The organism is Paracoccus sp. KKT209, assembly GCF_055635455.1.
Map to the genome: position 1 here is coordinate 17,070 of NZ_JBVMWB010000002.1, position 24,894 is coordinate 41,963.

Annotated in this window: 22 protein-coding genes; 9 read left to right on the forward strand and 13 right to left on the reverse strand. The window is 66.9% G+C overall.

The features are described from left to right. Position 1: 1 nt before the first annotated feature. The 5 genes from ACZ2G3_RS16215 (at position 2) to ligD (ending at position 6,420) form a co-directional block, all read left to right on the forward strand. Entirely contained in the window at positions 2-1,669 is a 1,668-nt protein-coding gene (locus ACZ2G3_RS16215) for a phospholipase D-like domain-containing protein (protein WP_470399465.1), read from the forward strand. A 220-nt stretch (positions 1,670-1,889) separates the two neighbouring features. After that, positions 1,890-2,771 (forward strand): bestrophin family protein, encoded by an 882-nt coding sequence (locus tag ACZ2G3_RS16220; RefSeq protein ID WP_470399467.1) that lies wholly within the window; start codon positions 1,890-1,892, stop codon positions 2,769-2,771. 74 nt (positions 2,772-2,845) lie between these two features. After that, complete coding sequence (locus ACZ2G3_RS16225; RefSeq protein ID WP_470399469.1) at positions 2,846-3,028, forward strand: DUF3606 domain-containing protein; 183 nt, start codon at positions 2,846-2,848, stop codon at positions 3,026-3,028. Positions 3,029-3,087: 59 nt separating this feature from the next. After that, on the forward strand, positions 3,088-3,948 hold the full coding sequence (gene ku / locus ACZ2G3_RS16230) for a non-homologous end joining protein Ku (protein ID WP_470399471.1): 861 nt from the start codon (positions 3,088-3,090) through the stop codon (positions 3,946-3,948). Then, entirely contained in the window at positions 3,949-6,420 is a 2,472-nt protein-coding gene (gene ligD, locus ACZ2G3_RS16235) for a DNA ligase D (protein ID WP_470399473.1), read from the forward strand. A 45-nt stretch (positions 6,421-6,465) separates the two neighbouring features. Here the strand turns inward: ligD and ku (ACZ2G3_RS16240) are convergent, their stop codons facing one another. Further along, on the reverse strand, positions 6,466-7,272 hold the full coding sequence (gene ku, locus ACZ2G3_RS16240; protein WP_470399475.1) for a non-homologous end joining protein Ku: 807 nt from the start codon (positions 7,270-7,272) through the stop codon (positions 6,466-6,468). Between the two features lie 339 nt (positions 7,273-7,611). Between ku (ACZ2G3_RS16240) and minC the strand changes: the two genes are divergently transcribed. The 4 genes from minC (at position 7,612) to ACZ2G3_RS16260 (ending at position 10,633) form a co-directional block, all read left to right on the forward strand. Continuing rightward, positions 7,612-8,325, forward strand: coding sequence for a septum site-determining protein MinC (gene minC / locus ACZ2G3_RS16245; protein WP_419269607.1), 714 nt, complete (start codon positions 7,612-7,614; stop codon positions 8,323-8,325). Continuing rightward, positions 8,322-9,170, forward strand: a complete 849-nt coding sequence (gene minD / locus ACZ2G3_RS16250) for a septum site-determining protein MinD (protein ID WP_419269606.1) — start codon at positions 8,322-8,324, stop codon at positions 9,168-9,170. The genes minC and minD overlap by 4 nt, the downstream gene beginning before the upstream one ends. Beyond that, on the forward strand, positions 9,167-9,445 hold the full coding sequence (gene minE / locus ACZ2G3_RS16255) for a cell division topological specificity factor MinE (protein ID WP_419269605.1): 279 nt from the start codon (positions 9,167-9,169) through the stop codon (positions 9,443-9,445). The genes minD and minE overlap by 4 nt, the downstream gene beginning before the upstream one ends. Before the next feature lie 207 nt (positions 9,446-9,652). Next, positions 9,653-10,633, forward strand: coding sequence for an alpha/beta fold hydrolase (locus ACZ2G3_RS16260; RefSeq protein WP_470399477.1), 981 nt, complete (start codon positions 9,653-9,655; stop codon positions 10,631-10,633). 450 nt (positions 10,634-11,083) lie between these two features. On the opposite strand, the gene ACZ2G3_RS16265 is transcribed toward ACZ2G3_RS16260, so the two are convergent. The 12 genes from ACZ2G3_RS16265 to ACZ2G3_RS16320 all read right to left on the reverse strand — a co-directional run bounded on the left by ACZ2G3_RS16265 (position 11,084) and on the right by ACZ2G3_RS16320 (position 24,887). Beyond that, on the reverse strand, positions 11,084-11,278 hold the full coding sequence (locus ACZ2G3_RS16265; protein ID WP_470399479.1) for a hypothetical protein: 195 nt from the start codon (positions 11,276-11,278) through the stop codon (positions 11,084-11,086). A gap of 290 nt (positions 11,279-11,568) precedes the next feature. Next, entirely contained in the window at positions 11,569-12,522 is a 954-nt protein-coding gene (locus tag ACZ2G3_RS16270) for a 2-hydroxyacid dehydrogenase (RefSeq protein WP_470399481.1), read from the reverse strand. An 86-nt stretch (positions 12,523-12,608) separates the two neighbouring features. After that, entirely contained in the window at positions 12,609-14,258 is a 1,650-nt protein-coding gene (locus tag ACZ2G3_RS16275; RefSeq protein ID WP_470399483.1) for an ABC transporter ATP-binding protein, read from the reverse strand. Continuing rightward, complete coding sequence (locus ACZ2G3_RS16280; RefSeq protein WP_470399485.1) at positions 14,255-15,217, reverse strand: ABC transporter permease; 963 nt, start codon at positions 15,215-15,217, stop codon at positions 14,255-14,257. The genes ACZ2G3_RS16275 and ACZ2G3_RS16280 overlap by 4 nt, the downstream gene beginning before the upstream one ends. Before the next feature lie 2 nt (positions 15,218-15,219). After that, positions 15,220-16,143 carry an ABC transporter permease gene (locus tag ACZ2G3_RS16285; protein WP_419269586.1) on the reverse strand — a complete coding sequence of 308 codons (924 nt, stop codon included), beginning with the start codon at positions 16,141-16,143 and terminating at the stop codon, positions 15,220-15,222. Between the two features lie 111 nt (positions 16,144-16,254). Next, positions 16,255-17,661, reverse strand: coding sequence for an ABC transporter substrate-binding protein (locus tag ACZ2G3_RS16290; protein WP_470399487.1), 1,407 nt, complete (start codon positions 17,659-17,661; stop codon positions 16,255-16,257). Positions 17,662-17,948: 287 nt separating this feature from the next. Next, positions 17,949-19,466: an aldehyde dehydrogenase (NADP(+)) gene (locus tag ACZ2G3_RS16295; protein ID WP_470399489.1), complete on the reverse strand. Its 1,518-nt coding sequence runs from the start codon at positions 19,464-19,466 to the stop codon at positions 17,949-17,951. A 1-nt stretch (position 19,467) separates the two neighbouring features. After that, on the reverse strand, positions 19,468-20,193 hold the full coding sequence (locus ACZ2G3_RS16300) for a ribonuclease activity regulator RraA (protein WP_470399491.1): 726 nt from the start codon (positions 20,191-20,193) through the stop codon (positions 19,468-19,470). Positions 20,194-20,203: 10 nt separating this feature from the next. After that, on the reverse strand, positions 20,204-21,100 hold the full coding sequence (locus tag ACZ2G3_RS16305) for a dihydrodipicolinate synthase family protein (protein ID WP_470399493.1): 897 nt from the start codon (positions 21,098-21,100) through the stop codon (positions 20,204-20,206). Then, positions 21,100-22,836: an L-arabinonate dehydratase gene (gene araD / locus ACZ2G3_RS16310; RefSeq protein ID WP_470399495.1), complete on the reverse strand. Its 1,737-nt coding sequence runs from the start codon at positions 22,834-22,836 to the stop codon at positions 21,100-21,102. Before araD ends, ACZ2G3_RS16305 begins: the two co-directional genes overlap by 1 nt. A 43-nt stretch (positions 22,837-22,879) precedes the next feature. Continuing rightward, positions 22,880-24,409 carry a tripartite tricarboxylate transporter permease gene (locus tag ACZ2G3_RS16315; RefSeq protein WP_470399497.1) on the reverse strand — a complete coding sequence of 510 codons (1,530 nt, stop codon included), beginning with the start codon at positions 24,407-24,409 and terminating at the stop codon, positions 22,880-22,882. A 10-nt stretch (positions 24,410-24,419) separates the two neighbouring features. After that, a complete protein-coding gene (locus tag ACZ2G3_RS16320; protein ID WP_470399499.1) occupies positions 24,420-24,887 on the reverse strand; it encodes a tripartite tricarboxylate transporter TctB family protein in 468 nt (155 codons plus the stop codon). Between the last annotated feature and the right edge of the window lie 7 nt (positions 24,888-24,894).

Consider the following 24,894-nt stretch of genomic DNA (forward strand, 5'->3'; position numbering starts at 1 on the left):
CATGCCGATGACGGATCAAGCTAAAGCCCTGCTGCGGCCAGGGGACACCTGTTGGCGTGTCGCCAAGGCCAGCCGCGCCGCCCTGATCGTCGACGCGGCAGAATACTTTCTGCACCTGCGCGCGGCCTTGATCGGGGCCGATCGCACCGCCTATCTCATCGGGTGGGATTTCGACCTGCGCATCGAGATGGTGCCGGGTGAAAGCGATGCGGAGGGCAATGCGCCCGATGGCTGGCCCAACGAGCTTGGCGAATTCCTCAAGGCGCTGGTCAAGGGCAAGCCGGGCCTGCGCCTGCATATCCTGAAATGGGATGGGGCGATGCTGGCCCAGATCGCCACCCAGGCCCGCGAGACGCTGAGCCTCAAGCGGGCCTCCAGGCGCATCCGGCTGGCGCTGGACAGCCATCATCCGGCGGGGGCCTGTCATCACCAGAAGATCGTCGTGATCGACGATCGCGTTGCCTTCTGCGGCGGGATCGACGTAACCACGGGCCGGTGGGACACGCGGGAACACAAGCCGGACGACCCGTGCCGGACCAGTCCGGGCGGATCGCTGCACCAGCCTTGGCATGATGTGACCACGGCCCTGGAAGGGCCGGTGGCCCGCGACCTGGGGGATCTGGCACGTCACCGCTGGCACTCCGCGACGGGCGAAAGGCTGCCCGTGCCGGAGACCGCCGGTGCCTCGGCCTGGCCTGTGGACCTGGAGCCGGATATCCGCGACGTCCGCATCGGCATCGCCCGGACCGCGCCACGCTATCACGGCAAGCCGCTGGTCAACGAGATCGAGGAACTGTACCTGGCTGCGATCCGCGCTGCGCGCCACACGATCTATGTCGAGAACCAGTACCTGGCCGCCAGCACCCTCTGCGAGGCGATGGAGGCGCGGCTGGCCGAACCGGGTGGGCCGGAAATCGTGATCATCAACCCGGACGCGGCCCAAGGCTTTCTGGAAGACGAGGCGATGCACTCGATCCGCTCGCGCATGATCGAACGCCTGCAGGAGGCCGACCGGCGCGGCGGCGGCCGACGGTTCGCGATCTTCTATCCGCAGAACGCGGCAGGTACGGCGATTTATGTCCATGCCAAGGTCTTCATGGTCGATGGCCGCTTCCTGAAGATCGGGTCGAGCAATATCGACAACCGGTCGATGGGATTTGACACGGAATGCGACATCGCCATCGACGCGGCATCCGAGGCCGAACGGGCGCTGATCCGGAAATTTACCCTGTCACTGCTGGCCGAGCACTTGGACTGCCAGCCGGGACAGGTGGGCGAGGCCTGGGAGAAAGCCGGTTCCCTTCTGGGCACGATCGAGGCACTGCGGAGGCCCGAAGGGCGCAGCCTGCAGCCGATTAAGCCCCATGTCCTCGACCCGCTGGAGCGCGCGCTGGCCGACAGCCGCATCCTGGACCCCCGCTACTGGCCGCAAAACCGCCTGCGCCCCAAGAATCGCGTCAAGCATGCTGCGAAGCGGGCCATGGCCCCCCATCAGTTCGAATCCGCCAGTCTGGGAACGGTCTTTCTGGCCGCTGGCGCTGCGGCAATGGGGGTCTATCTTTATCGCAGCATGCGCCGCCGGGCGCGCCGGGGGGAACTCGCGGCACCTGCCATCATCACGGAGCGGACCTTCCGTCCTTCGCCCCCTCCGCATGATAGGGGAAGCTGAGGGCCCGCAGAGACCTCCGCTCTGGTGCCAACCGGCGTTCAGCATGTTGCCTCTGTGCCCTTCGGGCGCGACCCCAGCCCAGCCACGCGATTGACATCCGTGACGATCTGACCGCTGATTTCCCCAATGACTTCGACAGGGCGGCGCGGATCATGCACACCGGTATCATGCCAAGGCTGGACGCCAGGATCCGCGCGCACGCTGAGGTGGCCCTGACCCGATGATCGTCCGCTCTCGCCCCAGCCTCCTGACGCTGTTCTTCGTCCTCAAGGGTTCGATCATCCAGCGGACCTGGCCGCAGCTGGCCACGGTCGGGGTGCTGTCGCTGATCGTCGTCGCCGCCCATCGCCAAGCGCCCCAGATCATTCCCGGCATCAACCCCGCGCCCTTCACCCTCATCGGGATCGCGCTCTCGATCTTTCTCAGCTTTCGCAACAACGCCTGCTACGAGCGCTGGTGGGAGGCGCGCAAGCTCTGGGGCCAGATCATCCAGGCGGCGCGCGACATCGCCCGCCAGACGGTGGTCCTGGACGAGGAGCCGGGCCAAACCTCTCCCGAGCGGCGCCGCATCCTGACCGCGATCATCGCCTTCGGCCAGGCCGTCGTGGGACAGTTGCGGCAGCGGGCCGACCAGCCAGCCCTACCCGCCAGCCCCGCCGACCGCGTCCTGCAGGAGGTGGCCGCCGACATCGGGACCCTGCTGCGCCAGGGGCGCCTGGCGCCGGTGGAGGCGCTGGCCCTGAACGACAGCCTGAACCGGCTGATGCAGGCGCTGGTCGGCTGCGAGCGGCTGGCCAACACGCCGCTGCCCTTCGCCTATACGCTTCTCTTGCACCGGACGGCCTATCTCTTCTGCTTCCTGATGCCCTTAGGCTTCGCCGACATGCTGGGATGGTCGACGCCCCTGGCCGCGATGCTGGTCGCCTATACCTTCTTTGGCCTCGACACCTTGGGCGAGGAGCTTGAGGAGCCCTTTGGCCTGATGCCGAACAACCTGCCGATTTCGACCTACGCAACGGTGATCGAAAATCACCTGCGGTCCGCCATGGGCGAGACGGACCTGCCGCCCATGCCGCTGCCGCAGGATTACGTCCTGACCTGAAAGGAATTCGGCACACCCCTCTTCCGGAACCAAGATGCCCCCTGAACGCGTTCTGCCCGAGGAAGGAGATCGTCATGTCAGATGAAAAGACCAGCCGCGGCCGCGCCCAAGACCGGCGCCTTGTCGCCTCGGGCCAGGATCATGAAGTCGCCTACGAGGCCCGAAAGATGGAGGTCTCGCGCGACGAGGTTCGCGATGCGGTCAAGTCCGAGGGGAACAGCCGCGCCAAGGTCGAGCGCAAGCTGGACGACCGCTAAGCGATTCCCGGGGGGCGCCGAGGCCCCCTGACGTGCCACAGCAAGGATGGAGGCCCCCGATGAGCCCGAGAGCGACCTGGAAGGGAACAGTCAGGCTGGGCGAGCTGGCCTTTCCGGTTTCGCTCTATGCGGCGGCGACCACGTCCAGGCGCGTGTCCTTCCATATCCTGAACCGCGAGACGGGCAATCGGGTCCGCCGGGAATATATCGACGAACAGACCGAGGAGACGGTCGAGAGGGACCAGCAGGTCAAGGGATACGAGACTGCCAAGGATCATTACGTGATCTTGGACCCCGAGGAGATTGCCGAAGCCGTTCCCGACAGCGACAAGACCCTGACCATCGAGGCCTTCATTCCCTGCTCGGCCGTCGAGACGGTCTATTTCGACAAACCCTATTTCATCGCCCCGTCGGACGAGGCTTTTGCGGATTCCTTCGCGCTCGTGCGCGAGGGGATGCGGAAGAAGAAGGTCGCGGCACTGGCGCGCGCGGTCCTGTTCCGGCGCGTGCGGACCGTGATGCTGCGGGTGCAGGGGCTGGGGCTGGTCGCCCATACCCTGAACTTCGACTATGAGGTGCGTTCCGCCGAAGAGGCCTTCGAAGACCTGCCCGACCCCCAGATCGAGGGCGAGATGCTGGATCTGGCCAAGCACATCATCGAGACCAAGTCCGGCGCCTTCGACCCGCGCGACTTTGACGACCGCTATGACACTGCGGTGGCGGAACTGGTCAAGGCCAAGATTGAAGGCCGTAAAATCAAGGTGCCGAAGCCGCCCGAGGAGACCAAGGTCACCAGCCTGCTGGACGCCCTGCGGGAAAGCGCGAACGCCTCGGGTCGCGCAAAGCCGGCCGCGCCGCGCAAGCGCAGTTCGCCCGCCCCCAAGTCCGCCCCGTCCAAGAGCCGCAAGAAGGCCAGCTAGATGGCGCTGGAGACCTATAACAAGAAGCGCAACTTCAAGGCGACGCCCGAGCCGCCGGGCAAGGTCGGCGGGTCCGGCAGCGGCGACAGCTACCTGATCCAGAAGCACGCCGCGCGGCGGCTGCATTACGACCTCCGCCTGGAACTGGACGGCGTTCTGCTCAGCTGGGCGGTGACGCGCGGGCCCAGCCTTGTCCCGGGGGACAAGCGGCTGGCGGTGCAGACCGAGGACCATCCGCTGAGCTACGGTGATTTCGAGGGGACCATTCCGGCCGGCGAATATGGCGGGGGCAGCGTCATCCTGTGGGATCGCGGGCGCTGGAAGCCATTGGGGGATCCGCGCAAGGGGATGGCGAAGGGCCACCTCGAATTCGAGGTCGAGGGCGAAAAACTGCGCGGCCGGTGGCACCTGACCCGGATGGCCCGCAAGGCACGCGACAAGCGGGACAACTGGCTTTTGATCAAGGGCGACGACGCCTTTGCGCGCAGCGAGGACGACCAGCCGATCGTCGACGAGCGTCCGGAATCGGTCACGTCCGGGCGCATAGTGGAGGATCTGGCCGGCGAGGCGCCCGGATGGTCCTCGACGGGCGGGCGGATCGACGGGGCGCCCGCGTCGGTTCCTGCTGGTGCGGAGGATGCGGATTATCCCGGCTTTGTGCCGCCCGCGCTGGCGACGCTGAAACCTTCAGCGCCGGCGGGCAGGAAATGGCTCCACGAGATCAAGTTCGACGGCTATCGCCTACAGGCCCATCTTCGGGACGGACGCGCGACGCTGTTCACCCGCGGCGGGCTTGACTGGACCGACCGCTTTGGCAGGGAGATTCCCGCGGCCCTGGGGCAGCTGAAGGCGCAGGTGGCGATCCTGGATGGAGAGGTGATCGTCGCGGGGCCAAGCGGGGCCTCGGATTTCTCGGCCCTGCAGGCCGATCTTGCCGAGGACCGCCGCGACCGGATGACATTCTATGCCTTCGACCTCCTCTATCTGGACGGCATGGACCTGCGCCCCGTGCCATTGGTCGAACGCAAGGCGGCGCTGGAGGCGCTTTTGGCTGATGCGCCCGCGCCGGTGAAATACAGCGAGCATTTCGAGGAGAACGGCGACCTGGTGCTGCGGCATGCCTGCCGCCTGAGTTTGGAAGGCGTGATCTCCAAGGACAGCAGTGCGCCCTATCGGTCGGGTCGCAGCGGAACGTGGATCAAGTCGAAATGCTCGGAGCGGCAGGAGTTCGTGGTCGCGGGGTTTACCCCGTCCTCGACCTCGCGCAACGCGGTCGGATCGCTGATCCTGGGCTATCATGACGGCGGCAAGCTGGTTCATGCGGGTCGGGTGGGGACCGGGTTCACGCAGAAGGTGGCAGCGGACCTCTACAGGCGCCTCGACAAGATGTCCCGGAAGACCAGTCCCTTTGACGCCAAGCTGTCCGCCGAGGAGGCACGGGACGCCGTCTTCGTCCGCCCCGAGCTGGTGGCCGAGGTCGAGTTCCGCGCCTGGACCGCCAGCGGCGCCATCCGCCACGCCGCCTTTCGCGGCCTCCGGGAGGACCGCGAGGCCCAGGAGGTCGTCCGCGAATCCGAGGACGTCGCCGAGGAAAAGCCGCGTCCTGCCGTGCGGCTGACCAGCCCGGACCGGGTCTATTGGAAAGATGTCGGCGTCACCAAGCAGGGACTGGCGGATTATTATTCCGACGTCTGGACCCGGATGGGTCCTTTTGTGGCGAACCGGCCGCTTGCCCTGGTGCGGTGCCCCGACGGGGTTGGCGGGCAGTGCTTCTTTCAGAAGCACGCCTGGCGCGGGCAGTCCGCCGAGATCCTCAAGGCGCATGACCCAAAGGGCAGTTCCGATGAACCCCTGGTCGCGGTCGACAGCCTGGCGGGGCTGATCGGTCTGATTCAGGGCGGCGCGCTGGAGATCCATCCATGGGGCGCCCAGATCGACGATTTGGAGCGGCCCGACTTCATCACCATGGACCTCGACCCCGGCCCCGGCGTGGAGTGGAACCATATCATCGCGGCGGCACTGGAAGTCAGGGAGCGGCTGGCGGCCGCGGGTCTGGCAAGCTTCGTAAAGACCTCTGGCGGCAAGGGGTTGCACGTGGTGGCGCCACTGAAACCACGTGCGGGATGGGACCAAGTCAAGGCTTTCGCAAAGGGAATTGCCGAAGCCATGGCCGCGGACAGCCCCAACGCCTACGTCGCGACGATCACCAAGTCCAAGCGCAAGGGCAAGACCCTTATCGACTATCTGCGCAACGGCCGGGGCGCGACGGCCGTTGCGCCCTATTCAACCCGCGCCCGTCCCGGTGCCGCGGTTTCGATGCCGCTGGATTGGAGCGAACTCGGCGCCGCCATCGGTCCGGATTACTTCACCGTGGCCAATGCGATCGCCCGGATTGGCAACCTGGGGGATCCCTGGGAGGATTTCTGGAAAGCAGCGCGCCCCTTGGAAGCCGGCAAACGCAAGATGCGGTAACGGCATCGCACCTTCAAGGCGGCAGGCTCAGCATCCACGGGACCCTCAGCTGCCCTTCTTCTTCTCGATCGCAATCGACTTGCGCAGCGCGTCCATGATGTTGACCACGTTGTCCTGGGGCTCGGGCGCCTCGCTGCGCTTGGGGGTGGCAGGGCGGCCGCGCTTCTTCTGCTTGCTGGCGATCAGCTTCTTCAGGTTCTCCTGGACCGGGTCGCGGACCATGGAGGCGTCCCAGGGCTCCGTTTTCTGCGTGATGACCTTCTGCACCATGGCCACCAGCTTGGGATCGGCCTTGCGGTCCGCGATGTCGCCAAAGACCTCCTTGGGCTGGCGCACCTCATCGCCAAAGCGCAGCGTCCACAGTACGATCCCGTTGCCGTAGGGCTCCAGCATCACGGCCCGTTCGCGCCGCGCCAGCACCAGCCGCGAGATGCCGAGCGTGTCGGTCGCCTCCATCGCCTTGCGGATGACGACGAAGGCCTCCTGCGCCACCTTGTCGTCGGGCGTCAGGTAATAGGGCGTGTCGTACCAGATCCATTCGATGCTGTCCGAGGGAACGAACTGCTCGATATTGATGGTCCGGGTACTTTCGAGGCCCATGGCCTCCAGCTCCTCGTCCTCGATGATGATGTGACGGCCCTTCTCGACCTCGTAGCCCCTGACCTCTTCCTCCTCCTCCACCGGGTCTCCGGTCACCTCGTCGACATAGCGGCTGCGGACGCGGTTTCCGGTCTCGGCATTGATGGTGTGGAACCGGATCTTGTCGCGGTCGCTGGTCGCAGGCGTCAGGGACACGGGACAGGTGACGAGCGAAAGCTTCAGATAGCCTTTCCAATAGGTGCGTGGCGCCATGATCTGCCTCCGGGTCTGCAAGTCCCAACGCCCAGTCCCCGTCTTTGGTTCGCAGAGCCGCCGGCCAGACCTCGGCCCCCGCGACGACCGCCTCCCCATGCGACGGCAGGTGGTGGGGCCGGGACCCCTGCCCCCGGTGCCGCAGGAGCAGATCCCGCATCTTTCATGCCGCATTTCTTGGCGGGTTCCTGCTGAATCGGCGAACTCTTCTTCCCTCCGCGGCCCGTTCGTGAAAAGGGAGATTCAAGAAGAGCGGTGCGTTCCGATTCGCGACCCGCCACAGAGCAGGAGCAGAGTTTCGACGTGTCAGATCGATACGCCAAGACCCGACATGACCCCATGCCGGCCACCGCAACCTCGTTCCAGGTGCGCGGTCGCTTCCTGACGGCGCTGGTTCTTCGCATCGACACCCAGACCGCGGACGCGTCCTTCCACGCGCAGCTGGATCAGCAGCTGCGCAAGACGCCGCAGTTCTTCTCCGGCGCGCCGATGGTTCTGGACCTGGCCAACGCCGCCTGCTTCCACGACCCCGAGCGCCTCCGCGACCTGGTCGAGAGCCTGCGGCAGCGCGAGTTGCGGGTCTTCGGGGTCGAGAATGCCGCCGCCATGGACGAGGCCCTGCTGCAGTCCCTGGGCCTGATCGCCGTGACCTCGGGCCGTGACGCGCCCCTGCCGCGCGAGACCGGCCCCGCCGCCGCCCCTGCCCCCGAGGCGCCGCGCCCGCCCGAGAACAAGGTCATCCGCTCGCCCGTGCGGTCGGGGCAGATGATCATGGCTGAACATGGCGACCTGACGGTGATCGGATCGGTCGCATCGGGGGCCGAGCTGATCGCGGCGGGCAACATCCATGTCTATGGTCCCCTGCGCGGCCGCGCCATGGCCGGATGCCATGGCGACGAGAGCGCGCATATCTTCTGCCAGAGCCTGAATGCCGAGCTGGTCGCCATCGCCGGGCTCTACCAGACCAGCGAGACGCTGGACGCGGCCGCCCATCAGCGCTGCACGCATATCTATCTGGAGGATGAAAAACTTCGCATGGAGGTCATCGGATGACGACAGAACCCAAGAACAATCCGCCGCTCGGGCGGGTCATCGTGATCACCTCGGGCAAGGGGGGCGTCGGCAAGACGACCTCGTCCGCGGCGATCTCGGCAGGCCTGGCAAAGCAGGGCTTCAAGACGGTCGTGATCGACTTTGACGTGGGCCTGCGCAACCTGGACATGACCATGGGCTGCGAGCGCCGGGTGGTCTTCGACTTCATCAACGTCATCCAGGGCGATGCCAAGCTGAAGCAGGCGCTGATCAAGGACAAGCGGGTCGACACGCTGTCGATCCTGCCCACCTCGCAGACCCGCGACAAGGACGCCCTGACCAAGGAGGGCGTCGAGAAGGTCCTGGACGAGCTGAAGGCCGAATTCGACTATATCGTCTGCGACAGCCCCGCCGGGATCGAGCATGGCGCCCAGATGGCGATGCACTTTGCCGACGAGGCCGTCGTGGTCACGAACCCCGAGGTCTCCTCGGTCCGCGACAGCGACCGCGTCCTGGGCCTGCTGAGCAGCCAGACCAAGCGTGCCGAGACCGTGGGCGCCGAGCCGATCAAGGCGCAGGTGCTGATCACCCGCTTTGACCAGGACCGCGTCGACCGGGGCGAGATGATGACCGTCGACGACGTGCTGGAGATCCTGGCGGTGCCGCTGCTGGGCGTCGTTCCCGAAAGCAAGGCGATCCTGAAGGCCTCGAACGTCGGTACCCCCGTCACGCTGGACGGACCCTCGGCCGCGGCGCAGGCCTATGACGACGCCGTCTCCCGGCTGACCGGCACGCAGGTCGAGATGCGCATCGTGGGCGAGCGTCGCCCGGGCCTCTTCCAGCGTCTGTTCGGGCGTGCGTCATGAACCTGTTCAGCTTTTCCCGCAAGAAGACGCCGCCCAAGACCGCGCAGACGGCCAAGGACCGCCTGCAGATCCTTCTGGCGCATGAACGCAGCAGCACCGGCACCGCCGAGGCCGACTACCTGCCCATGCTGCAGCGCGAAATCGTCGCGGTGATCCGCAAGCACGTCCCGATCGGCGACCATGACGTCGACGTCCGGATGGAACGCGGTGACCAGATGTCGAGCCTCGAGATCAATATCGAGCTGCCCGGCGCCTCCGGCTCCAAGGCAGGCTGAGCACTCTGTCATTCCGAGGGACGGTCCGGGCCTCACGCCCGGACCGTCCACTGGCGTGTCCCCTTTGTCAGGGTCACGCGCGCCGCCCTTCCGCGGAACAATTCCCGGCGCAGATGCTTTGGGGTGCAGCGGAGCGGCCGTCGCAACGGCAGGACCTCTTCCGCTTCACAGAACCGGAGACGCAAGATGGACAGGTCCGCAAAAGCCATGAAACACAAGCCGCAGGGGCGGGTCTCGACCGGCCAACTGGCCCTGGGCAGCGCGGTCGCGCTGGCGGCCCTGGCCTATGCAAATCACCGCGTGGCGCGGCAGGCCGAACACGACAACCCGCCCCAGGGGCGGTTCCTGACGATCGACGGCGTGCGCCTGCATTACGTCGAACGCGGCTCGGGTCCGGCGCTGGTTCTGATCCACGGCAATGGCAGCATGGTGCAGGACTTCGGCTCCAGCGGGCTTCTGGAGCTTGCGGCGCGTCACCATCGCGTCATCGTCTTCGACCGGCCCGGCTTCGGTCACAGCAACCGTCCCCGCAGCACGATCTGGAGCGATCGCGCCCAGGCCGACCTGCTGGGCGCGGCGCTGGCGCAACTGGAGGTGGGGCCGGCTATCGTTCTTGGCCATTCCTGGGGATGTTCGGTCGCGATCGCGCTGGCGCAGCGGCATCCGCAGCAGGTCAGCGGGCTGGTGCTGGCCTCGGGCTACTACTATCCGACAGCACGGCCCGATGTCGCCCTCATGTCCGGTCCCGCCGTTCCGGTCCTGGGGGATGTGGCGCGCTACACCGTCTCACCCCTGCTCGGGCGGCTCCTGTGGCCCGCCTTGCTGAAAAAGCTTTTTGGTCCCCGACGCGTCCCGGCCAAGTTCGCGGGATTTCCCAAGGGACTGGCGCTGCGTCCGTCGCAGATCCGCGCAAGCGCCGCGGATTCGGCCCTGATGATCCCCGATGCCGCCGCTGCCTGCAGCAGCTATTCCAGCCTCCGGGTTCCGGTCGCCATCCTCGCGGGCGCGCAGGACCGCCTGATCGACCCAGAGGCGCAATCTGCCCGCCTTCACCGCGATATCGACCAGAGCAGCCTGCACCTGATTCCGGGAGGGGGCCACATGATCCAACAGACCGACACGGACGCGGTGATGGCCGCAATTGATGCCGTCCGGGAGCGTGCGAGGCCGGGAAGCAGCCCCGCCTGACCCTCGGATGGGCTAACGTGGACGGCGCGGCGTAAAGACCACTCACGGCGTGGCATAACAGCCACCGGCCAGCTAATAGCGGCCGGTGATGAGGCTAATGTGGTGTGACAGCAGGTAGCAGGCTACTGCATAATTGTTTATCCATATCCTCCCGCGCATCAAGTACTGAGCCGCCCGACCTCGGCCGATCATTTCTGGCATCGATAGAGGCGCTGGTGGCACGGGCGGGACACCACCAGCGCGTGTGTTCCGCGTCTAAGCTCGATGTACGGGCCGCGGCCGATGGAAGGTGAGCAGATGTGAGGGGTCGGGAGATTGACGTTCTCTGCCGGACCTTCTTGGCCGAACTCCGCCCTTAGCCCCGAACGCCTGAGTCCGCCAGAGGTGCGTCAGCTTAGATCGTGCCCAAATCGTTGATCCAGGCCGGTGCGGGAGTCTGGCCGGTCACGATCACGTGCCGGCTTTCCAACGCGCTTTCCATGGTGCAATTTTTCCTGCTTCACCGGCGCGGCTGGTACGGTGGACAAAGAAACGCGCGGTCTTGCCCATTTGGCCGAAGACAAGGCCCTCGCGGAAGGCGAAGCATTGCGGATGCTGAGCCGCCACGCGCTGCAACTGCTCCAACTCATGTCCGGCCTGCGCCAAGCACCAGTTGCCCGGCGGTTGGGGACCGGGTGAAGCCTTCCCCGTTACCAAGGCTTGGCCCCCTGATGGAGGTCCAGATCGGCTTGGAAGCGCCGGCTCGGTCGCCTGCACTACTGCTGCGCATTGGCGGCCGGCATGAGGGCCGGCCATGTGCCGTTACGAACGTCACTTGCCGTTGCTCCAAGGTCGACGGGATCAGGCGCGTTCAGTCTCGTGCCCTGCACCGGCTCAGTAATCCCGCGGCGCATACACCGTGCTGCGCATCCCGGCCTTGCGGGAGCAGCCTGCGCCTAGTGCCCTGCGTTTCCTGGAACCTGCCGGGGACCGCACAGGCCGAAATGCTCGGCCAGCACATCGACCACATTGTCGGCCATTGCCTGCCGGGTTTCCTCGGTCCCCGAGCCTAGATGGGGCGTCAGGACGACATGCGGGTGCTTCAGCAGCGCTTGGGGAACCTGGGGCTCGTGCTCGAAGACGTCCAGCCCGGCCCCGGCGATGCCGTTCCGGGCAAGCACCGCGACCAGCGCATCCTCGTCCACGACGGGCCCGCGCGCGATATTGATCAGGTAGCCCTGCGGCCCAAGCGCCTGCAGCACGCGGGCATCGACCGCATGATGGGTGGCTTCGGTCAGCGGGCAGGTCAGGACGATGGCGTCGCATTCAGCGGCCAGATCGACGATGGACGCGTGATAGGGCAAATCGACCGGCTTGGGACGGGGGCCCGAATAGGCGACCTTGGCCCCCAGGGCCTGCAGACGCGACGCGACCTCCATGCCGATCGCGCCAAGGCCCACGACACCCACCGTCATGCCGACCACCGACCGCCCGAGCGGATAGGTCGCCCCGCCCGCCCAGCTGCCGTCGCGGACAAAGGCATCGGCCCGCACCATGTCGCGCGTGACGGCCAGCAGCAGCCCGATGGCCGTGTTGGCCACGTCGCGCGCCAGGATGTTCGAGCTGTTGCGCACCAGGATGCCCCGGGCATGGACCGCCTCCAGATCGACATTGTCCAGCCCGGCGCTGTAGCTTGCGATGATCTCCAGCGCCGGCAGGGCGTCCAGCATGGCGCGGTCCACGACCGTCTTGCGCAGGGCCAGCCCGGTCACGGCTGCGCCGTGCCGCTGCAGAAAGGCGGGGATCTGCGCCTCGTCCTCGGGCAGGTGCAGGACGGTGAACAGCGCATCAAGCTCTGCCAGCGTGGAGGCCGGCAGTTCTGCCGCCCGCAGGATGGTCGGTTTGGTCATGGGGTATCCCTTTCAGGTCAAGGCTGGATCGCGCGCAGGGCGGGGGCACGGCCCGCGACGGCCGCGCGATGGAACCGGGGCAGGCCCTATCCCGCCATCTCCCACTTGGGCCTCGGCGCGGCGCCGATCAGAGTCCGTGTATAATCTTCGCGCGGGTTTCGGAACAGCATCTCTGCCTCCTGCTCCTCGACCGCGCGGCCGCCCTTCATGACCAGAATGCGGTCGGCCAGCCTGCGGACGATCGGCAGGTCATGGGTGATGAAGACCAGGCTGAGCCCCAGCCGGTCGCGCAGGTCTGCCAGCAGGTTGATCACCTGCATCTGGATCGACACGTCCAGGGCCGAAACCGCCTCGTCGCAGATGATCAGTTCGGGATCGCAGGCAAGCGCCCGGGCAATCGCGATCCGCTGCCGCTGCCCGCCCGAGAACTGGTGCGGGTAACGGTCCGCATGTTCGGGCTGCAGCCCGACCAGGTCCAGAAGCTCGCGCACCCGGTCGCGCCACGCGGCTTTGGGCAGGATGTCGCGGTGGATGACCCAGGGCTCCGAGATGATCTGGAAGACGCTCATCCGGGGGTTCATCGAGGAATAGGGGTCCTGAAAGACCATCTGCACCCGCCGGCGATAGGCCAGCAGGTCCTTTGGTCCCATTGCCAGGACATCGCGGCCGCGCCACAGCACCTGACCTTCGGTGGTGGGTGTCAGGCGCAACAGCATCCGCGCGACCGTGGATTTGCCGGACCCGCTTTCGCCCACGATGCCCAGGGTCTGCCCCTTCGTCAGCGTGAACGAGACCTCGTTGACGGCATGCGGCATGGCGGGGTTGCGGGGCGTCCCCGCCGGCAGTCCGTAGACCTTGACCAGGTCCCGCACCTCCAGGACCGGCGGACCCTGATCCGCCACCCGTGCGCCCGTGCCGTCATGTCCGGGCAGCGCCTCCATCAGCTTGCGCGTGTAGGCGTGGCTGGGGGCGGAAAAGACGGCCTGCGCCTCGCCGGCTTCGACGATGCGGCCTTGGCTCATCACGACGATCCGGTCGGCCATGCTGGCGGCCACCTCCAGGTCATGGGTGATCATGATGATGGCCAGGCCATCCTCGCGCTGCAGCCGCTTCAGAAGGTCCAGCACCTGCGCCTGGACCGAGACATCCAGCGCCGTCGTCGGCTCGTCCGCGATCAGCACCTCGGGGTCCAGCGCGATGGCCATGGCGATCATGATCCGCTGCCGCTGGCCGCCCGAGAACTGGTGCGGGTACCAGTCGATGCGCGTCTGCGGCTCGGGGATGCCCACGCGGTCCAGGACGGCGATGGCGCGGCGGCGCGCCTCGGGGGCGCTGCATTTGCCATGCGCCGCATAGACTTCGGTCAGCTGCCAGCCAATGGTGAAGACTGGGTTCAGGTGGGACAGTGGATCCTGGAAGATCATCGCGATGCGGGCGCCGTTGAAGGCCAGCCGCTGGTGTTCTCCCAGATGCGTGATGTCCTGCCCGCGATAGAGGATGCTGCCCGACACGATCTCGCCCGGGGGCGTGTCGATCAGCCCCATGATCGCCGAGGAGCTGACCGATTTTCCCGATCCCGATTCGCCCAGGATGATCAGCGTTTCCCCTGCATTCACGTGGTATGACACGTCATCGACCGCGCGGAACGTCCCGGCCCCGGCATGGAAGTCGACAGTCAGCCCGCGCACCTCGATCAGCGGCGCCAAACTTTCTGCGGCATGGGGGTCATGGCTCATGCGGTCTTGTCCTTGCGGTTCAGGCGCTTCAGGGTCCTGCGATCCAGTTCCAGCCGCCAGCGCTGATGGGGGTCCGACCAGGTGCGCCACCAGCCCGACAGGATGTTCAGCGACAGCGTGGTCAGCAGGATGGCCAGGCCCGGCCAGAAGGCCACCCACCAGGCATTGGCCAGGTAGCCCCGCCCCGTGGCGACCATCGAGCCCCAGGTGAAGGCGGGCGTCTGCACCCCCAACCCCAGGAAGGACAGCGAGGATTCGGCCAGGACGACGGTCGCGAAATCGATCGCCCCGATGGTCAGAAGCGTGGGGATTACCATCGGCGCGATGTGGCGAAAGATCATGCGGGCATGGCTGGCGCCCAGGGCCTCGGCCGCCGACACGAACATGCGCTGGCGCACCTCCATCACCTCGGCGCGCGTCGTGCGCAGATAGATCGGGATGCGCGTGATCGCCAGGACGATCACCAGGTTGGTGATCGACGGACCCAGGCTGTACAGCACGATCAGCGCCAGCAGCAGGGACGGAAAGCTCATCACGATGTCGGTGGCCCGCAGGATGATCGTGCCGAGGCGCCCCTTCGAATAACCGGCCACCAGGCCCAGCATGCCGCCCATGATCAACGAGCACAGCACCGCCGAGGCCGCGACCCCAAGCGTCGTCTGCGCGGCGACGATCAGGCGCGCCAGGATGCTGCGGCCCAGGGTGTCGGCCCCCAGGACAAAGGCCCAGCCCTGGTCGAGCGAAAAGGGCGGCATGTTGCGGGCGCGAAAGTTCGGCTTTTCCGCCAGATCGCCAATCAGCGCAGGGCCGATCAGCGCGCAGATGGCAACGACGCACAGAAAGACCAGGGCGCCGGCCGTGACCGGATCGCCGAGCAACCTGCGCAGTCCCAGGGGCAGGCGCCGGGACGGCGTGGCGGGATCGGCCTGCGGCCGGGTCGCGGGGGTGGGTTCCATCATCGTCATGCCGCCTGATGCCTGATCCGGGGATCGAGCAGCGCATAGACGAGGTCGATCACGATATTGAGGATGAAGATCGCCAGTGCCGTCACCAGGATCGTCGACTGGATCAGCGCAAAGTCGCGCCGCAGGATCGCGTCGATCATCAGCTTGCCGATGCCCGGCCAGCCAAAGATCGTCTCGACCACCACGGCGCCGTTGATCAGCCCCGCCGTCAGGTCGCCCGCGACGGTGATGACGGGCAGCAGCGCGTTGCGCAGGGCGTGGACAAAGATGATCTTGCCGCGCCGGACGCCCTTGGCGCGCGCCGTTTTCACATAGGGCGCCGAAAGGACCCCGATCATCGACCCGCGCACCACCTGCGTCAGCAGGCCAAAGGGCCGCAGCATCAGGACACCGATCGGCATGACCCAATGCAGCGCCGATCCGGTGCCCGAGGTCGGAAGCAGGCCCAGGGACACCGAAAAGACCAGGATCGCCACGATGGCCACCCAGAAGTCCGGCGCGCTGGCTCCCGCCAGGGACGAGGTCGTGGCCAACCTGTCGAAGATCGACCCGGGCCGGGCCGCCGCCAGCGACCCCACCAGGACCGCAAGGGCGAAGGACAGGCCCATGGCGATGGCCGCCAGCTTCAGCGTCTGCGGAAAGGCCTCCAGCGCCGCGCCCATTGCCGGCACGTTGCGGCTGAGCGACATGCCGAAATCCAGCCGCGCCAGGTCGCCCAGATAGCGCAGGAACTGGACGATGATCGGATCATCAAAGCCGTTCATCTGGTTGAAGGCCTGCCGCTGCGCCTCGGTCGCGTCCAGCGGCAGATACAGATAGGCCGGATCACCCGTCAGCCGGGACAGGAAGAACACCAGCACAAGAAGGCCGACCAGCGCGATCAGGCTGTGGGCTGTGCGTCTGGAGATGTATCGCAGCACCGGGCTGGCTCCTTTTCCTCTATGTCCATGCAAGATGAAAGGGGCGCCAAGGCGCCCCTTCCGGTCAGTCGTTGAAGCGGATCTTGGACAGCTGGATCTCGCCGTTGGTCTTCAGGTCGGGGGTCCAGTCCAGGCGCGGGTTGACGCGGACATAGCCGACCTGTGATACATCGGAATGTCCGCGATCAGGTCGTCATGGACGATCCGCGCGGCCTCGGCAAAGCCCTTGGCGCGGTCTTCGCCGGTGGCGGTCATGGCCTCCTGCACCAACTGGTCCAGCGCCGGGTCCGAGACCGTCGAATACTGGCCGTTGCTGGTATACATCACCGGGATGGTAAAGCCCGCATCGCCGGTGTTGTTGTCGTGCTGCTGCTGGAACAGGGTTGGATCGCGGTCCTGCGGGAAGGGCTTGTCCAGATAGCGCACCCAATCGGCGGCCTCCAGCGCGCGGACCTCGATGTTCAGGCCCAGGTCGGACCACAGCGCCTGCATCGCCTCCAGCGACTCGCCCGAGTTCGGGAAAAAGCCGTTTCGCCCGATCAGGGTGATGGGCGTGTCGACCGGCACGCCGTCGGCCTTGGCCTCCTCGATCAGCTGGCGCGCGCGCTCCAGGTCATAGGCCCAGGGCTGCAGCGCCTCGTTGTGGCCCCCGATGCCCGGAACCACCATCTGCGAGGCCCGCAGCACGTCGGCCCCGAACAGCGCCTCGCCCATGCCGTCCCAATCGATCGAGATGTTCAGCGCCTCGCGGACGCGCGCGTCGTCCAACGGCGGGATCTGCATGTCGATCCGCATCCGGGTGGTTTCCGAGTTCAGATAGGCAAAGTCCGTCTCGGGGTTGGTCGCGTCCTGAACCGCGATGGCCGGGGTCAGGTCGGCCTCGCCCGTTTCGACCATGGCGGCCCGGATGGCGCTTTCGCCGCGCCAGACGAAGGTGGCTTCCTCGACCGCAGGCGCCTCTCCCCAGTAGTCGGGGTTGCGCGACAGCACGATGCGCTCGGGCGTGGCTTCCTGAAGGACATAGGGGCCGGTGCCGGCGGGCTCGTTCGTTTCCGCATCGAAGGGAAGCGAGGGCGCCACGATCTGCACCGTGCTCATCAGGGTCGGCATGATCGGGTTGGGGATCGAGGACTGGATCTGCACGGTCCGCTCATCGACCGCGCTGGCCGTCAGCTTCTGGTCGCCGAACTTGGACCGGCTGTCGCAGGTCAGCGCCGGGTTCATCAGCCGATCGACCGAATTGACCACGGCTTTTGCGTTCAGCGGCGCGCCGTCCTGGAAGGTGACGCCGTCGCGCAGGGTGAACTGCCATGTCTGCGGATCGACCTGCGTCCATTCCGTCGCAAGATGGGGCACGACGTCGCCCGTCTCGGGGTTGGTGACCGTCAGGGTCTCGGTGATGTTCATGTTGATGACGCGGCCGATATCCGCGCGGATCGAGCGGCAGGGCTCGAGGTTGGCGGGCTGCTCTGGCAGGACAACGGTCACGTTCTGCGCGGCGACCTGCGACACGGACATCAACAGTCCGGCCACGAGGGATGGAACAAGAATTGTTTTCATATGGCGAGCCCTCCTCTGCTCGTTGATCGGCGTGCAAGGCCAGCGGCGCGCACGTGACGGACCTGCCTCCCAACAGGATGCCGTCGCCGAAGAAATCTAGTGCCTCAGAACATTCACACTCTTTTCCGGGTGGGAGATCCTCACGGTCAGCGATGACCGTGGTGGTTCGGGCCGGGTGCCGCGATCGCTGCGGCACCCGCGTTCGGGAAGGCCGGTGCGGGCTGCTGCCTGCACCGGCCAAGGCATCACGACCGCAGATCGGCGGGCAGCAGCGCCTCGGGCAGGTTCTGGAAGCAGACCGGCCGCAGGAAGCGACGGATCGACAGGGTCCCCACGCTGGTCGCGCCGAAATTGGTGCTGGCGGGATAGGGACCGCCATGGACCATGCTGTCGGAAACCTCGACGCCGGTCGGGAAGCCGTTGGCCAGCACGCGGCCGGCCATCCGCTCCAGCACAGGCAGCAGGCGGCGGGCCAGGTCGGTGTCGCCGTCGTCCATCTGCAGGGTCGTGGTCAATTGGCCGCCAAAGCTGCGGGCCACCTGCTCCATCTGCGCCTGGTCGCGGACGCGGATGATCAGGCCAAGAGGACCGAAGACCTCTTCGGCCAGTTCGTGGTTCTCCAGCCAGTCATCCGCCGAGACCTCGAAGAGATAGGGAGAGCCGTTGCGGGCCTCGCAGGTCGTCGTGACCAGTGCGCGCACACCATTTCCGGCCCCCACGCGGGCCGCGCCGCTGCGATAGGCATCCGCCATCCCGTCGGTCAGCATGACCTGCGGGCCCGTGGCCGACAGCGCCTCCTTGGCGGCACCGGCGAAGGCATCGGCATCGGGGCCGTCGACCACCACGGCGATGCCCGGGTTGGTGCAGAACTGCCCCGCGCCCATGGTCAGGCTGCCCGCCCAGCCCTGACCGATCTGCGCACCGCGCGCGGCGGCGGCCTGGGGCAGGACGAACATCGGGTTCACGCTGCCCAGCTCGCCGAAGAAGGGGATCGGCTCGGGCCGGCTGGCGCAGAGGTTATAGAGCGCGCGGCCCCCGCCCAGGGATCCGGTAAAGCCCACGGCCTTGATGCGCGGATCGGTGACCAGCGCCTCGCCCACGTCGCGCTTGCCGCCCTGGACCAGGCTGAAGATGCGCGGGTCCATCCCAAGCCGCTTGATCGCGGCGACGATCGCGTCGGCCACGACCTCTCCCGTGCCGGGATGCGCGCTGTGGCCCTTGACCACGACCGGGCAGCCGGCGGCCAGCGCGGCCGCGGTGTCACCGCCCGCGACCGAAAAGGCCAGCGGGAAGTTCGAGGCGCCAAAGACCGCTACCGGACCGATCGGCCGCTGGATCATCCGCATGTCGGGACGCGGCAGCGGCTGACGGTCGGGCAGCGCCTTGTCATAGCGGCGGTCCAGATAGTCGCCCTTGCGCACATGTTCCGCGAAGAGGCGCAGCTGGCCGGTGGTGCGGCCGCGTTCGCCCTGCATGCGCGCCTCGGGCAGGCCCGTCTCGGCGTGGCCGATGGCGGTGATGGCGTCGCCGCGGGCGTCGATTTCCTCGGCGATGGCCTCCAGAAGCGCCGCGCGCTCTTCACGGGTGCTGGCCGCGAAACCCTCGAAGGCCGCGTCGGCGGCGGCGCAGGCCTGCGCCACCAGCTCGGGCGTGCCGACCGAATATTCATGCGCCTGACCCGTCGCGGGGGCCGAGGAAAAACGCCCTTCGGTCCGGATCTTCTCGCCTGCGATCAGATGGTCGCCATGGGGAATATGGGTCATGTTATCGTCCTGTCCGTTGGCGCCATTCGGCGTATTTCGTCAGATTTTCCTCATCCGTGGCGGGATAGAGGCCGATGATCGCCGCGCCGGCATTCACCTGCTCCAGCACGAAGTCCTCGAAGGATTCCATGCCCGTACATTCCTCGGCGATCTCCTCGGCCAGATGCGCCGGGATGACCATGACCCCGTCGCCGTCCCCCAGCATCACGTCGCCCGGAAAGACCGGGGCATCGCCGCAGGAGATGGGCACGTTGATGTCGATCGCCTCGTGCAGCGTCAGGTTGGTGGGCGCCGAGGGCCGGGCGAAATAGGCCGGCATGTCCAGCGCGGCGATCCCCGCCGCGTCGCGCACGCCCCCGTCCGACACCACGCCCGCCGCGCCGCGCAGCGCCAGCCGGGTGATCAGGATCGACCCCGCGGTCGCGGCGCGGCTGTCCTTGCGCGCATCCATGACCAGCACATGGCCCTCGGGGCAGGTTTCGACCGCGACGCGCTGCTTGTGGTCGCGGTTGCGGAAGACGGTGATCGGGTTGCGATCCTCGCGCGCGGGGATATAGCGCAGCGTGAAGGCCTGGCCGACCATGGTCACGGGCTTCCTTTCCACCGGCACGACCCCCTGAACGAACTGGTTGCGCAATCCGCGCTTGTAAAGTGCCGTCGCGACCGATGCCGTGGACACCTTCTTCAGCTTTTCGCGCGTCTCGTCAGAGAGGATGTAGTCGCTCATCATGTATTCCTCAGATTAGGCTGTTGGCCGCCATGAAGCGGTCCAGGTCGATCTGTTGGGCGGCGGTCAGCGGCCAGGCCGACGGTGCCCGCGTGGGACCGCAATCCAGCCCCTGCGCGATCAGCGCCGCCTTGACGCCCGTGACATTGGTGCCGTTCATCTCCTGCGCGCGGATGTCCTCGAAGACCCGCATTTGGTCGATCAGGGCGTTGGCGCCGTGATAATCGCCGGCCTCCAGCGCGGCATGGATCGCCACGGAATGTTCCGGCCAGACGTTGATCAGCCCCGAGGTGAACCCGCGCGCGCCGACGGCATAGAAGGTGGGCGCCCAGACCTCGGCCAGCCCCCCCACCCACACGATGGCGGGATCGCAGGCGGCCCGCGCCTCGGCCAGCTTCTGCGGGTTGGGCGTGGCCCATTTGACGCCCCGCACGCCCGGCACCGCGCAGAGATCCGCGATAGCCCTGGTGCCGATGGCATCGTTGCGCAGATAGATCATCATCGGCAGCCTGCCGGACGCATCCGACACTGCCTTCAGGTAATCAACCACACCGCGCGGCGCCACAAAGGGATCGGGCGGCTGATGCACCATCAGCGCCGCCGCCCCCGCATCGGCCGAGGCACGGGCCAGCCGCTGCGCATCACGCAACCCGCGGCCAACGCCTGCCAGCAGCGGCGCGCGGCCGTCCACGAGTCCCGCGACCTCCTTCACCATGGTACAGGCCTCGTCGGTGGTGAGGGCATAGAATTCGCCCGTGTTGCCGTTCACGACCGGCATGTGCAGCCCCGCCGCCAGCGCACGGTCCAGGATCGGCGCCAGCCGCGCCGGCGCGATGTCGCCCCGGTCGTCATAAGGGGTGACGAGGATGCCCGAGATGCCCGTCAGGGCCTGATCCAGCGCCATCATCAGAAGATATCCGGTTCGCCGGCGGCGCGGCCAAAGCCCCGCTCGAGGTAATCGAAGTCGCAGCCCTTGTCGGCCTGCGTGACATGGCGCGAGAACATCCAGCCCCAGCCCCGTTCAAAACGTGGATCGGGTGCCTGCCAGGCGGCGCGGCGCGCCTCCAGCTCGGCCTCGTCGACCAGCATGTCCAGGCGGCGCGACGGCAGGTCCAGCCGCACGATGTCGCCGGTCTTCAAAAGGGCCAGCGGCCCGCCCACATAGGCTTCGGGCGCGACATGCAGCACGCAGGCGCCATAGGAGGTGCCGGACATGCGCGCGTCGGAAATGCGCAGCATGTCGCGGTGGCCCTGCTTGATCAGCGCCTTGGGGATGGGCAGCATGCCCCATTCCGGAAAGCCCGGACCCCCAAGCGGCCCCGCATTTCGCAGCACCATGACCGTGTCGGGCGTGACCTCCAGGTTCTCGTCATCGACCGCCGCCTTCATCTCGGGATAGCTGTCAAAGACCAGCGCCGGTCCTTCGTGGACGTGATATTTCGGGTCGCAGGCGGCGGGCTTGATCACCGCGCCATCGGGACACAGGTTGCCGCGCAGGACGGCCAGCGAGCCTTCGGCATAGACCGGGTTCGACAGGGGCCGGATGACGTCGTCGTTGAAGACCACGGCGCCTTCCAGGTTGTCGCCCAACGTCTTGCCGGTGACGGTCAGGGCCGACAGGTCCAGCCGGTCCTCGATCTGCTTCATCAGCGCGCGCAGGCCGCCCGCATAGAAGAAATCCTCCATCAGGTAGTCCTTGCCCGAAGGGCGGACATTGGCCACCAGCGGCGTGACCCGGCCCAGTTCGTCCAGCTGGTCCAGCGTCAGGTCGACGCCGGCGCGGCGGGCGATGGCGATCAGGTGGACGACGGCATTGGTCGAGCAGCCGGTGGCCATCCCGACGATGGCGGCATTGCGGACGGCGGCCTCGGTTACGATGCGGTCTGGAGTCAGATCCTCCCAGACCATGTCGACGATGCGGCGGCCGCAATCGGCCGACATGCGCTGGTGGCCCGCATCGACCGCGGGAACCGAGGAGGCGCCGGGCAGCGTCAGCCCCATCGCGTCGGTGATCGCGGTCATCGTGCTGGCCGTGCCCATGGTCATGCAGACCCCGGCCGAACGGGCAATGCCGCCCTGCAGCCCCTGCCACTGTTCGTCCGAGATGTTACCCGCGCGGCGTTCATCCCAGTATTTCCAGGCATCCGAGCCCGAGCCCAGCTTTTGCCCGGCATAGTTCCCGCGCAGCATCGGCCCCGCCGGCAGATAGATCATCGGCACGCCTGCCGTGATGGCACCCATGACCAGGCCCGGCGTGGTCTTGTCGCATCCGCCCATCAGCACCACACCGTCCAGCGGGTGGCTGCGGATCTGCTCCTCGGTCTCGATGGCCAAGAGGTTGCGATAGAGCATCGAGGTGGGCTTGTTGAAGCTTTCGTCGACCGACAGCGCGGGCAGCTCGACTGGAAAGCCGCCGGCCTGCAGGACGCCGCGCTTCACGTCCTTGACCCGTTCGGGAAAGTGCGAATGGCAGCTGTTCAGGTCGGACCAGGTGTTCAGGATGCCGATGATCGGGCGGCCCATGAAGTCGGCCTCGGAATAGCCCAGCTGCATCATGCGCGAACGGTGGCCGAAGCTGCGCAGGTCGTCCGGCGCGAACCATCGGGCGCTGCGCAGATCGGCGGGTTTCTTGGTCGTGGTCATGTCTACCTCGGGTCGTCTGCGTGTCGGGTGGCGGGGGCGGCGGTCATTCCTCGCCCCCCAGCTTGAGAGGGTTGGCTTCGACCGGACCGCGCGAGACGCGATATTCGCTCCACAGCTGCCAGGCGATCGAAACCACGGCCAGCGCCAGGAAGGTCCCCGAGATGGGGTTGGTCAAAAAGCCGGTGAAGTCGCCGCGCGACAGCTGAAGGCCGCGGCGGAAGCTGGTCTCGGCCATCGGCCCCAGGATGAAGCCGATGATGAAGGGTGCGGTGGGGATCCCCGCCTTGACGAAGGCAAAGCCCAGCACGCCGAAGGCCAGGATGGTCCAGATGTCGAAGACGCGGCTGGCGAGGCCGAAGGCGCCCACGGCGCACAGCACCAGGATCACCGGCAGCAGGATGTGCTTGGGGATCGCCAGCAGGCGGATGAAGATGCGCAGGCCCCAGAATTCCAGCACCAGCATGAGGAAGGCCGAGACGATCAGCGCGGCAAAGATCGTGTAGACCAGCGGCGCCTGCGTCAAAAACAGCATGGGACCGGGCTGGATCCCGTGGATCATCAGGCCGCCCAGCATGATCGCGGTGACCGCGTCGCCGGGAATGCCCAGGGTCAGCAGCGGGATCATGGCGCCGCCGATGCCGGCATTGTTCGCGGTCTCGGAGGCGACCACGCCTTCGATCGTGCCCTTGCCGAACTGCTCGGGCGTCTTCGAGCGCTTCTTGGCGGCGATATAGGCGATGATGTTCGAGGTGCCCGCGCCGATGCCCGGCAGGATGCCGATGCCGATGCCGATCAGCGCGCTGCGGATGGCGTTGGGGATCTGGCCCGTGAACTCGGCCATGGAAAAGCCGAAGCCCTTGATCTTGACCATCGCTGCCGGCGGGGCGTGGATCGGGCTGCGCGAGGTCTCGGCCACCTTGATGATCTCGGCCACGGCGAACATGCCGACGAGGACCGTCAGGATCGAGAAACCGGCGTTCAGCTCGACCTGTCCAAAGGTGAAGCGGGTGATCGCATCCACCGGGGCAATGCCCACGGTCGAGACGGCAAAGCCCAGGACGCCCGCGAATATCCCTTTGGCCATCGAGCCCGACGACAGCGTGGCGATCAGCGTCAGCGAAAACACCGCGATCGCAAAATATTCATGAGGCCCGAAGGACAGCGCCACACTGGCCAGCGACGGCGCGATGAAGGCCAGCGCCGCGATCGAGGCGATGGTGCCCAGGAAGGAAAAGACGATACCCACGCCAAGCGCCTTGGCGCCCTCGCCTTTTTCCATCAACGGGCCGCCGTCGAAGGTGGTCGCGATCGAGGAAGGCGTGCCAGGGATCTTGAGAAGGATCGCCGAGATAAGACCCCCCGAGGTCGCCCCGACAAAGAGGGCGATCAGCAGGGAGATGCCCGCGGCCGGCCCCAGCCCATAGGTCATCGGAAGGCAGAGCGCGATGGCCATCACGGCGGTCAGGCCCGGCACGGCGCCAAAGACGATGCCGACGGCGACGCCCGCCACCATGAGCAGGAAGATCTGCAGCGACAGGACGGCAGCGAAGCCTTGGATCAAAAGATCGAACATGGATCTGCTTTCAGCTCAGCCAGGCGACCAGCGGCCCGGCGGGCAGCAGCAGGTCAAAGCCATAGCGGAAGGTGGCGAAGATAACGGCGGCCACACCGGCCGCAAGACCGGCATAAAGTGCGACCGGAGGGCGTTCGGCCCGGGGCGCCAGCACCATGAACTGGAGGAAAAGATAAATCGCCGTGGCGATGGGAAACCCAAGCGGGCGCAGGGCGGCAATGAAGCCCGCGATCAGCAGCAGGGTCAGGACCACGGTCACGGTCCCGCCCCATCCCGCCGCCGCCCCGGCCGTCGTGGCCGGACGACGCGAGGCGCCGACCAGTTCGATCAGGCCCAGGCCGATCATCATCCAGGCCAGCACGAACGGCACGGTCGCCGCATCGACGCCCTCCTTGGCCGGCAGCGCGCCCGCCATGCGCAGATAGCCGATCCCGGCGCCGGTCATGGCAAGACCGACGATCACGTCCTTGAGCCGCATCGCGCAG

What these genes read in the sequence shown, in the direction of transcription:
- ACZ2G3_RS16215 (WP_470399465.1), top strand. Translation starts at nt 2, where the DNA reads ATGCCGATGACGGATCAAGCTAAAGCCCTGCTGCGGCCAGGGGACACC.
- ACZ2G3_RS16220 (WP_470399467.1), top strand. Translation starts at nt 1,890, where the DNA reads ATGATCGTCCGCTCTCGCCCCAGCCTCCTGACGCTGTTCTTCGTCCTC.
- ACZ2G3_RS16225 (WP_470399469.1), top strand. Translation starts at nt 2,846, where the DNA reads ATGTCAGATGAAAAGACCAGCCGCGGCCGCGCCCAAGACCGGCGCCTT.
- ku (WP_470399471.1), top strand. Translation starts at nt 3,088, where the DNA reads ATGAGCCCGAGAGCGACCTGGAAGGGAACAGTCAGGCTGGGCGAGCTG.
- ligD (WP_470399473.1), top strand. Translation starts at nt 3,949, where the DNA reads ATGGCGCTGGAGACCTATAACAAGAAGCGCAACTTCAAGGCGACGCCC.
- ku (WP_470399475.1), bottom strand. Translation starts at nt 7,272, where the DNA reads ATGGCGCCACGCACCTATTGGAAAGGCTATCTGAAGCTTTCGCTCGTC.
- minC (WP_419269607.1), top strand. Translation starts at nt 7,612, where the DNA reads ATGCCGGCCACCGCAACCTCGTTCCAGGTGCGCGGTCGCTTCCTGACG.
- minD (WP_419269606.1), top strand. Translation starts at nt 8,322, where the DNA reads ATGACGACAGAACCCAAGAACAATCCGCCGCTCGGGCGGGTCATCGTG.
- minE (WP_419269605.1), top strand. Translation starts at nt 9,167, where the DNA reads ATGAACCTGTTCAGCTTTTCCCGCAAGAAGACGCCGCCCAAGACCGCG.
- ACZ2G3_RS16260 (WP_470399477.1), top strand. Translation starts at nt 9,653, where the DNA reads ATGAAACACAAGCCGCAGGGGCGGGTCTCGACCGGCCAACTGGCCCTG.
- ACZ2G3_RS16270 (WP_470399481.1), bottom strand. Translation starts at nt 12,522, where the DNA reads ATGACCAAACCGACCATCCTGCGGGCGGCAGAACTGCCGGCCTCCACG.
- ACZ2G3_RS16275 (WP_470399483.1), bottom strand. Translation starts at nt 14,258, where the DNA reads ATGAGCCATGACCCCCATGCCGCAGAAAGTTTGGCGCCGCTGATCGAG.
- ACZ2G3_RS16280 (WP_470399485.1), bottom strand. Translation starts at nt 15,217, where the DNA reads ATGATGGAACCCACCCCCGCGACCCGGCCGCAGGCCGATCCCGCCACG.
- ACZ2G3_RS16290 (WP_470399487.1), bottom strand. Translation starts at nt 17,661, where the DNA reads ATGTCCGTGTCGCAGGTCGCCGCGCAGAACGTGACCGTTGTCCTGCCA.
- ACZ2G3_RS16295 (WP_470399489.1), bottom strand. Translation starts at nt 19,466, where the DNA reads ATGACCCATATTCCCCATGGCGACCATCTGATCGCAGGCGAGAAGATC.
- ACZ2G3_RS16300 (WP_470399491.1), bottom strand. Translation starts at nt 20,193, where the DNA reads ATGAGCGACTACATCCTCTCTGACGAGACGCGCGAAAAGCTGAAGAAG.
- ACZ2G3_RS16305 (WP_470399493.1), bottom strand. Translation starts at nt 21,100, where the DNA reads ATGATGGCGCTGGATCAGGCCCTGACGGGCATCTCGGGCATCCTCGTC.
- araD (WP_470399495.1), bottom strand. Translation starts at nt 22,836, where the DNA reads ATGACCACGACCAAGAAACCCGCCGATCTGCGCAGCGCCCGATGGTTC.
- ACZ2G3_RS16315 (WP_470399497.1), bottom strand. Translation starts at nt 24,409, where the DNA reads ATGTTCGATCTTTTGATCCAAGGCTTCGCTGCCGTCCTGTCGCTGCAG.
- ACZ2G3_RS16320 (WP_470399499.1), bottom strand. Translation starts at nt 24,887, where the DNA reads ATGCGGCTCAAGGACGTGATCGTCGGTCTTGCCATGACCGGCGCCGGG.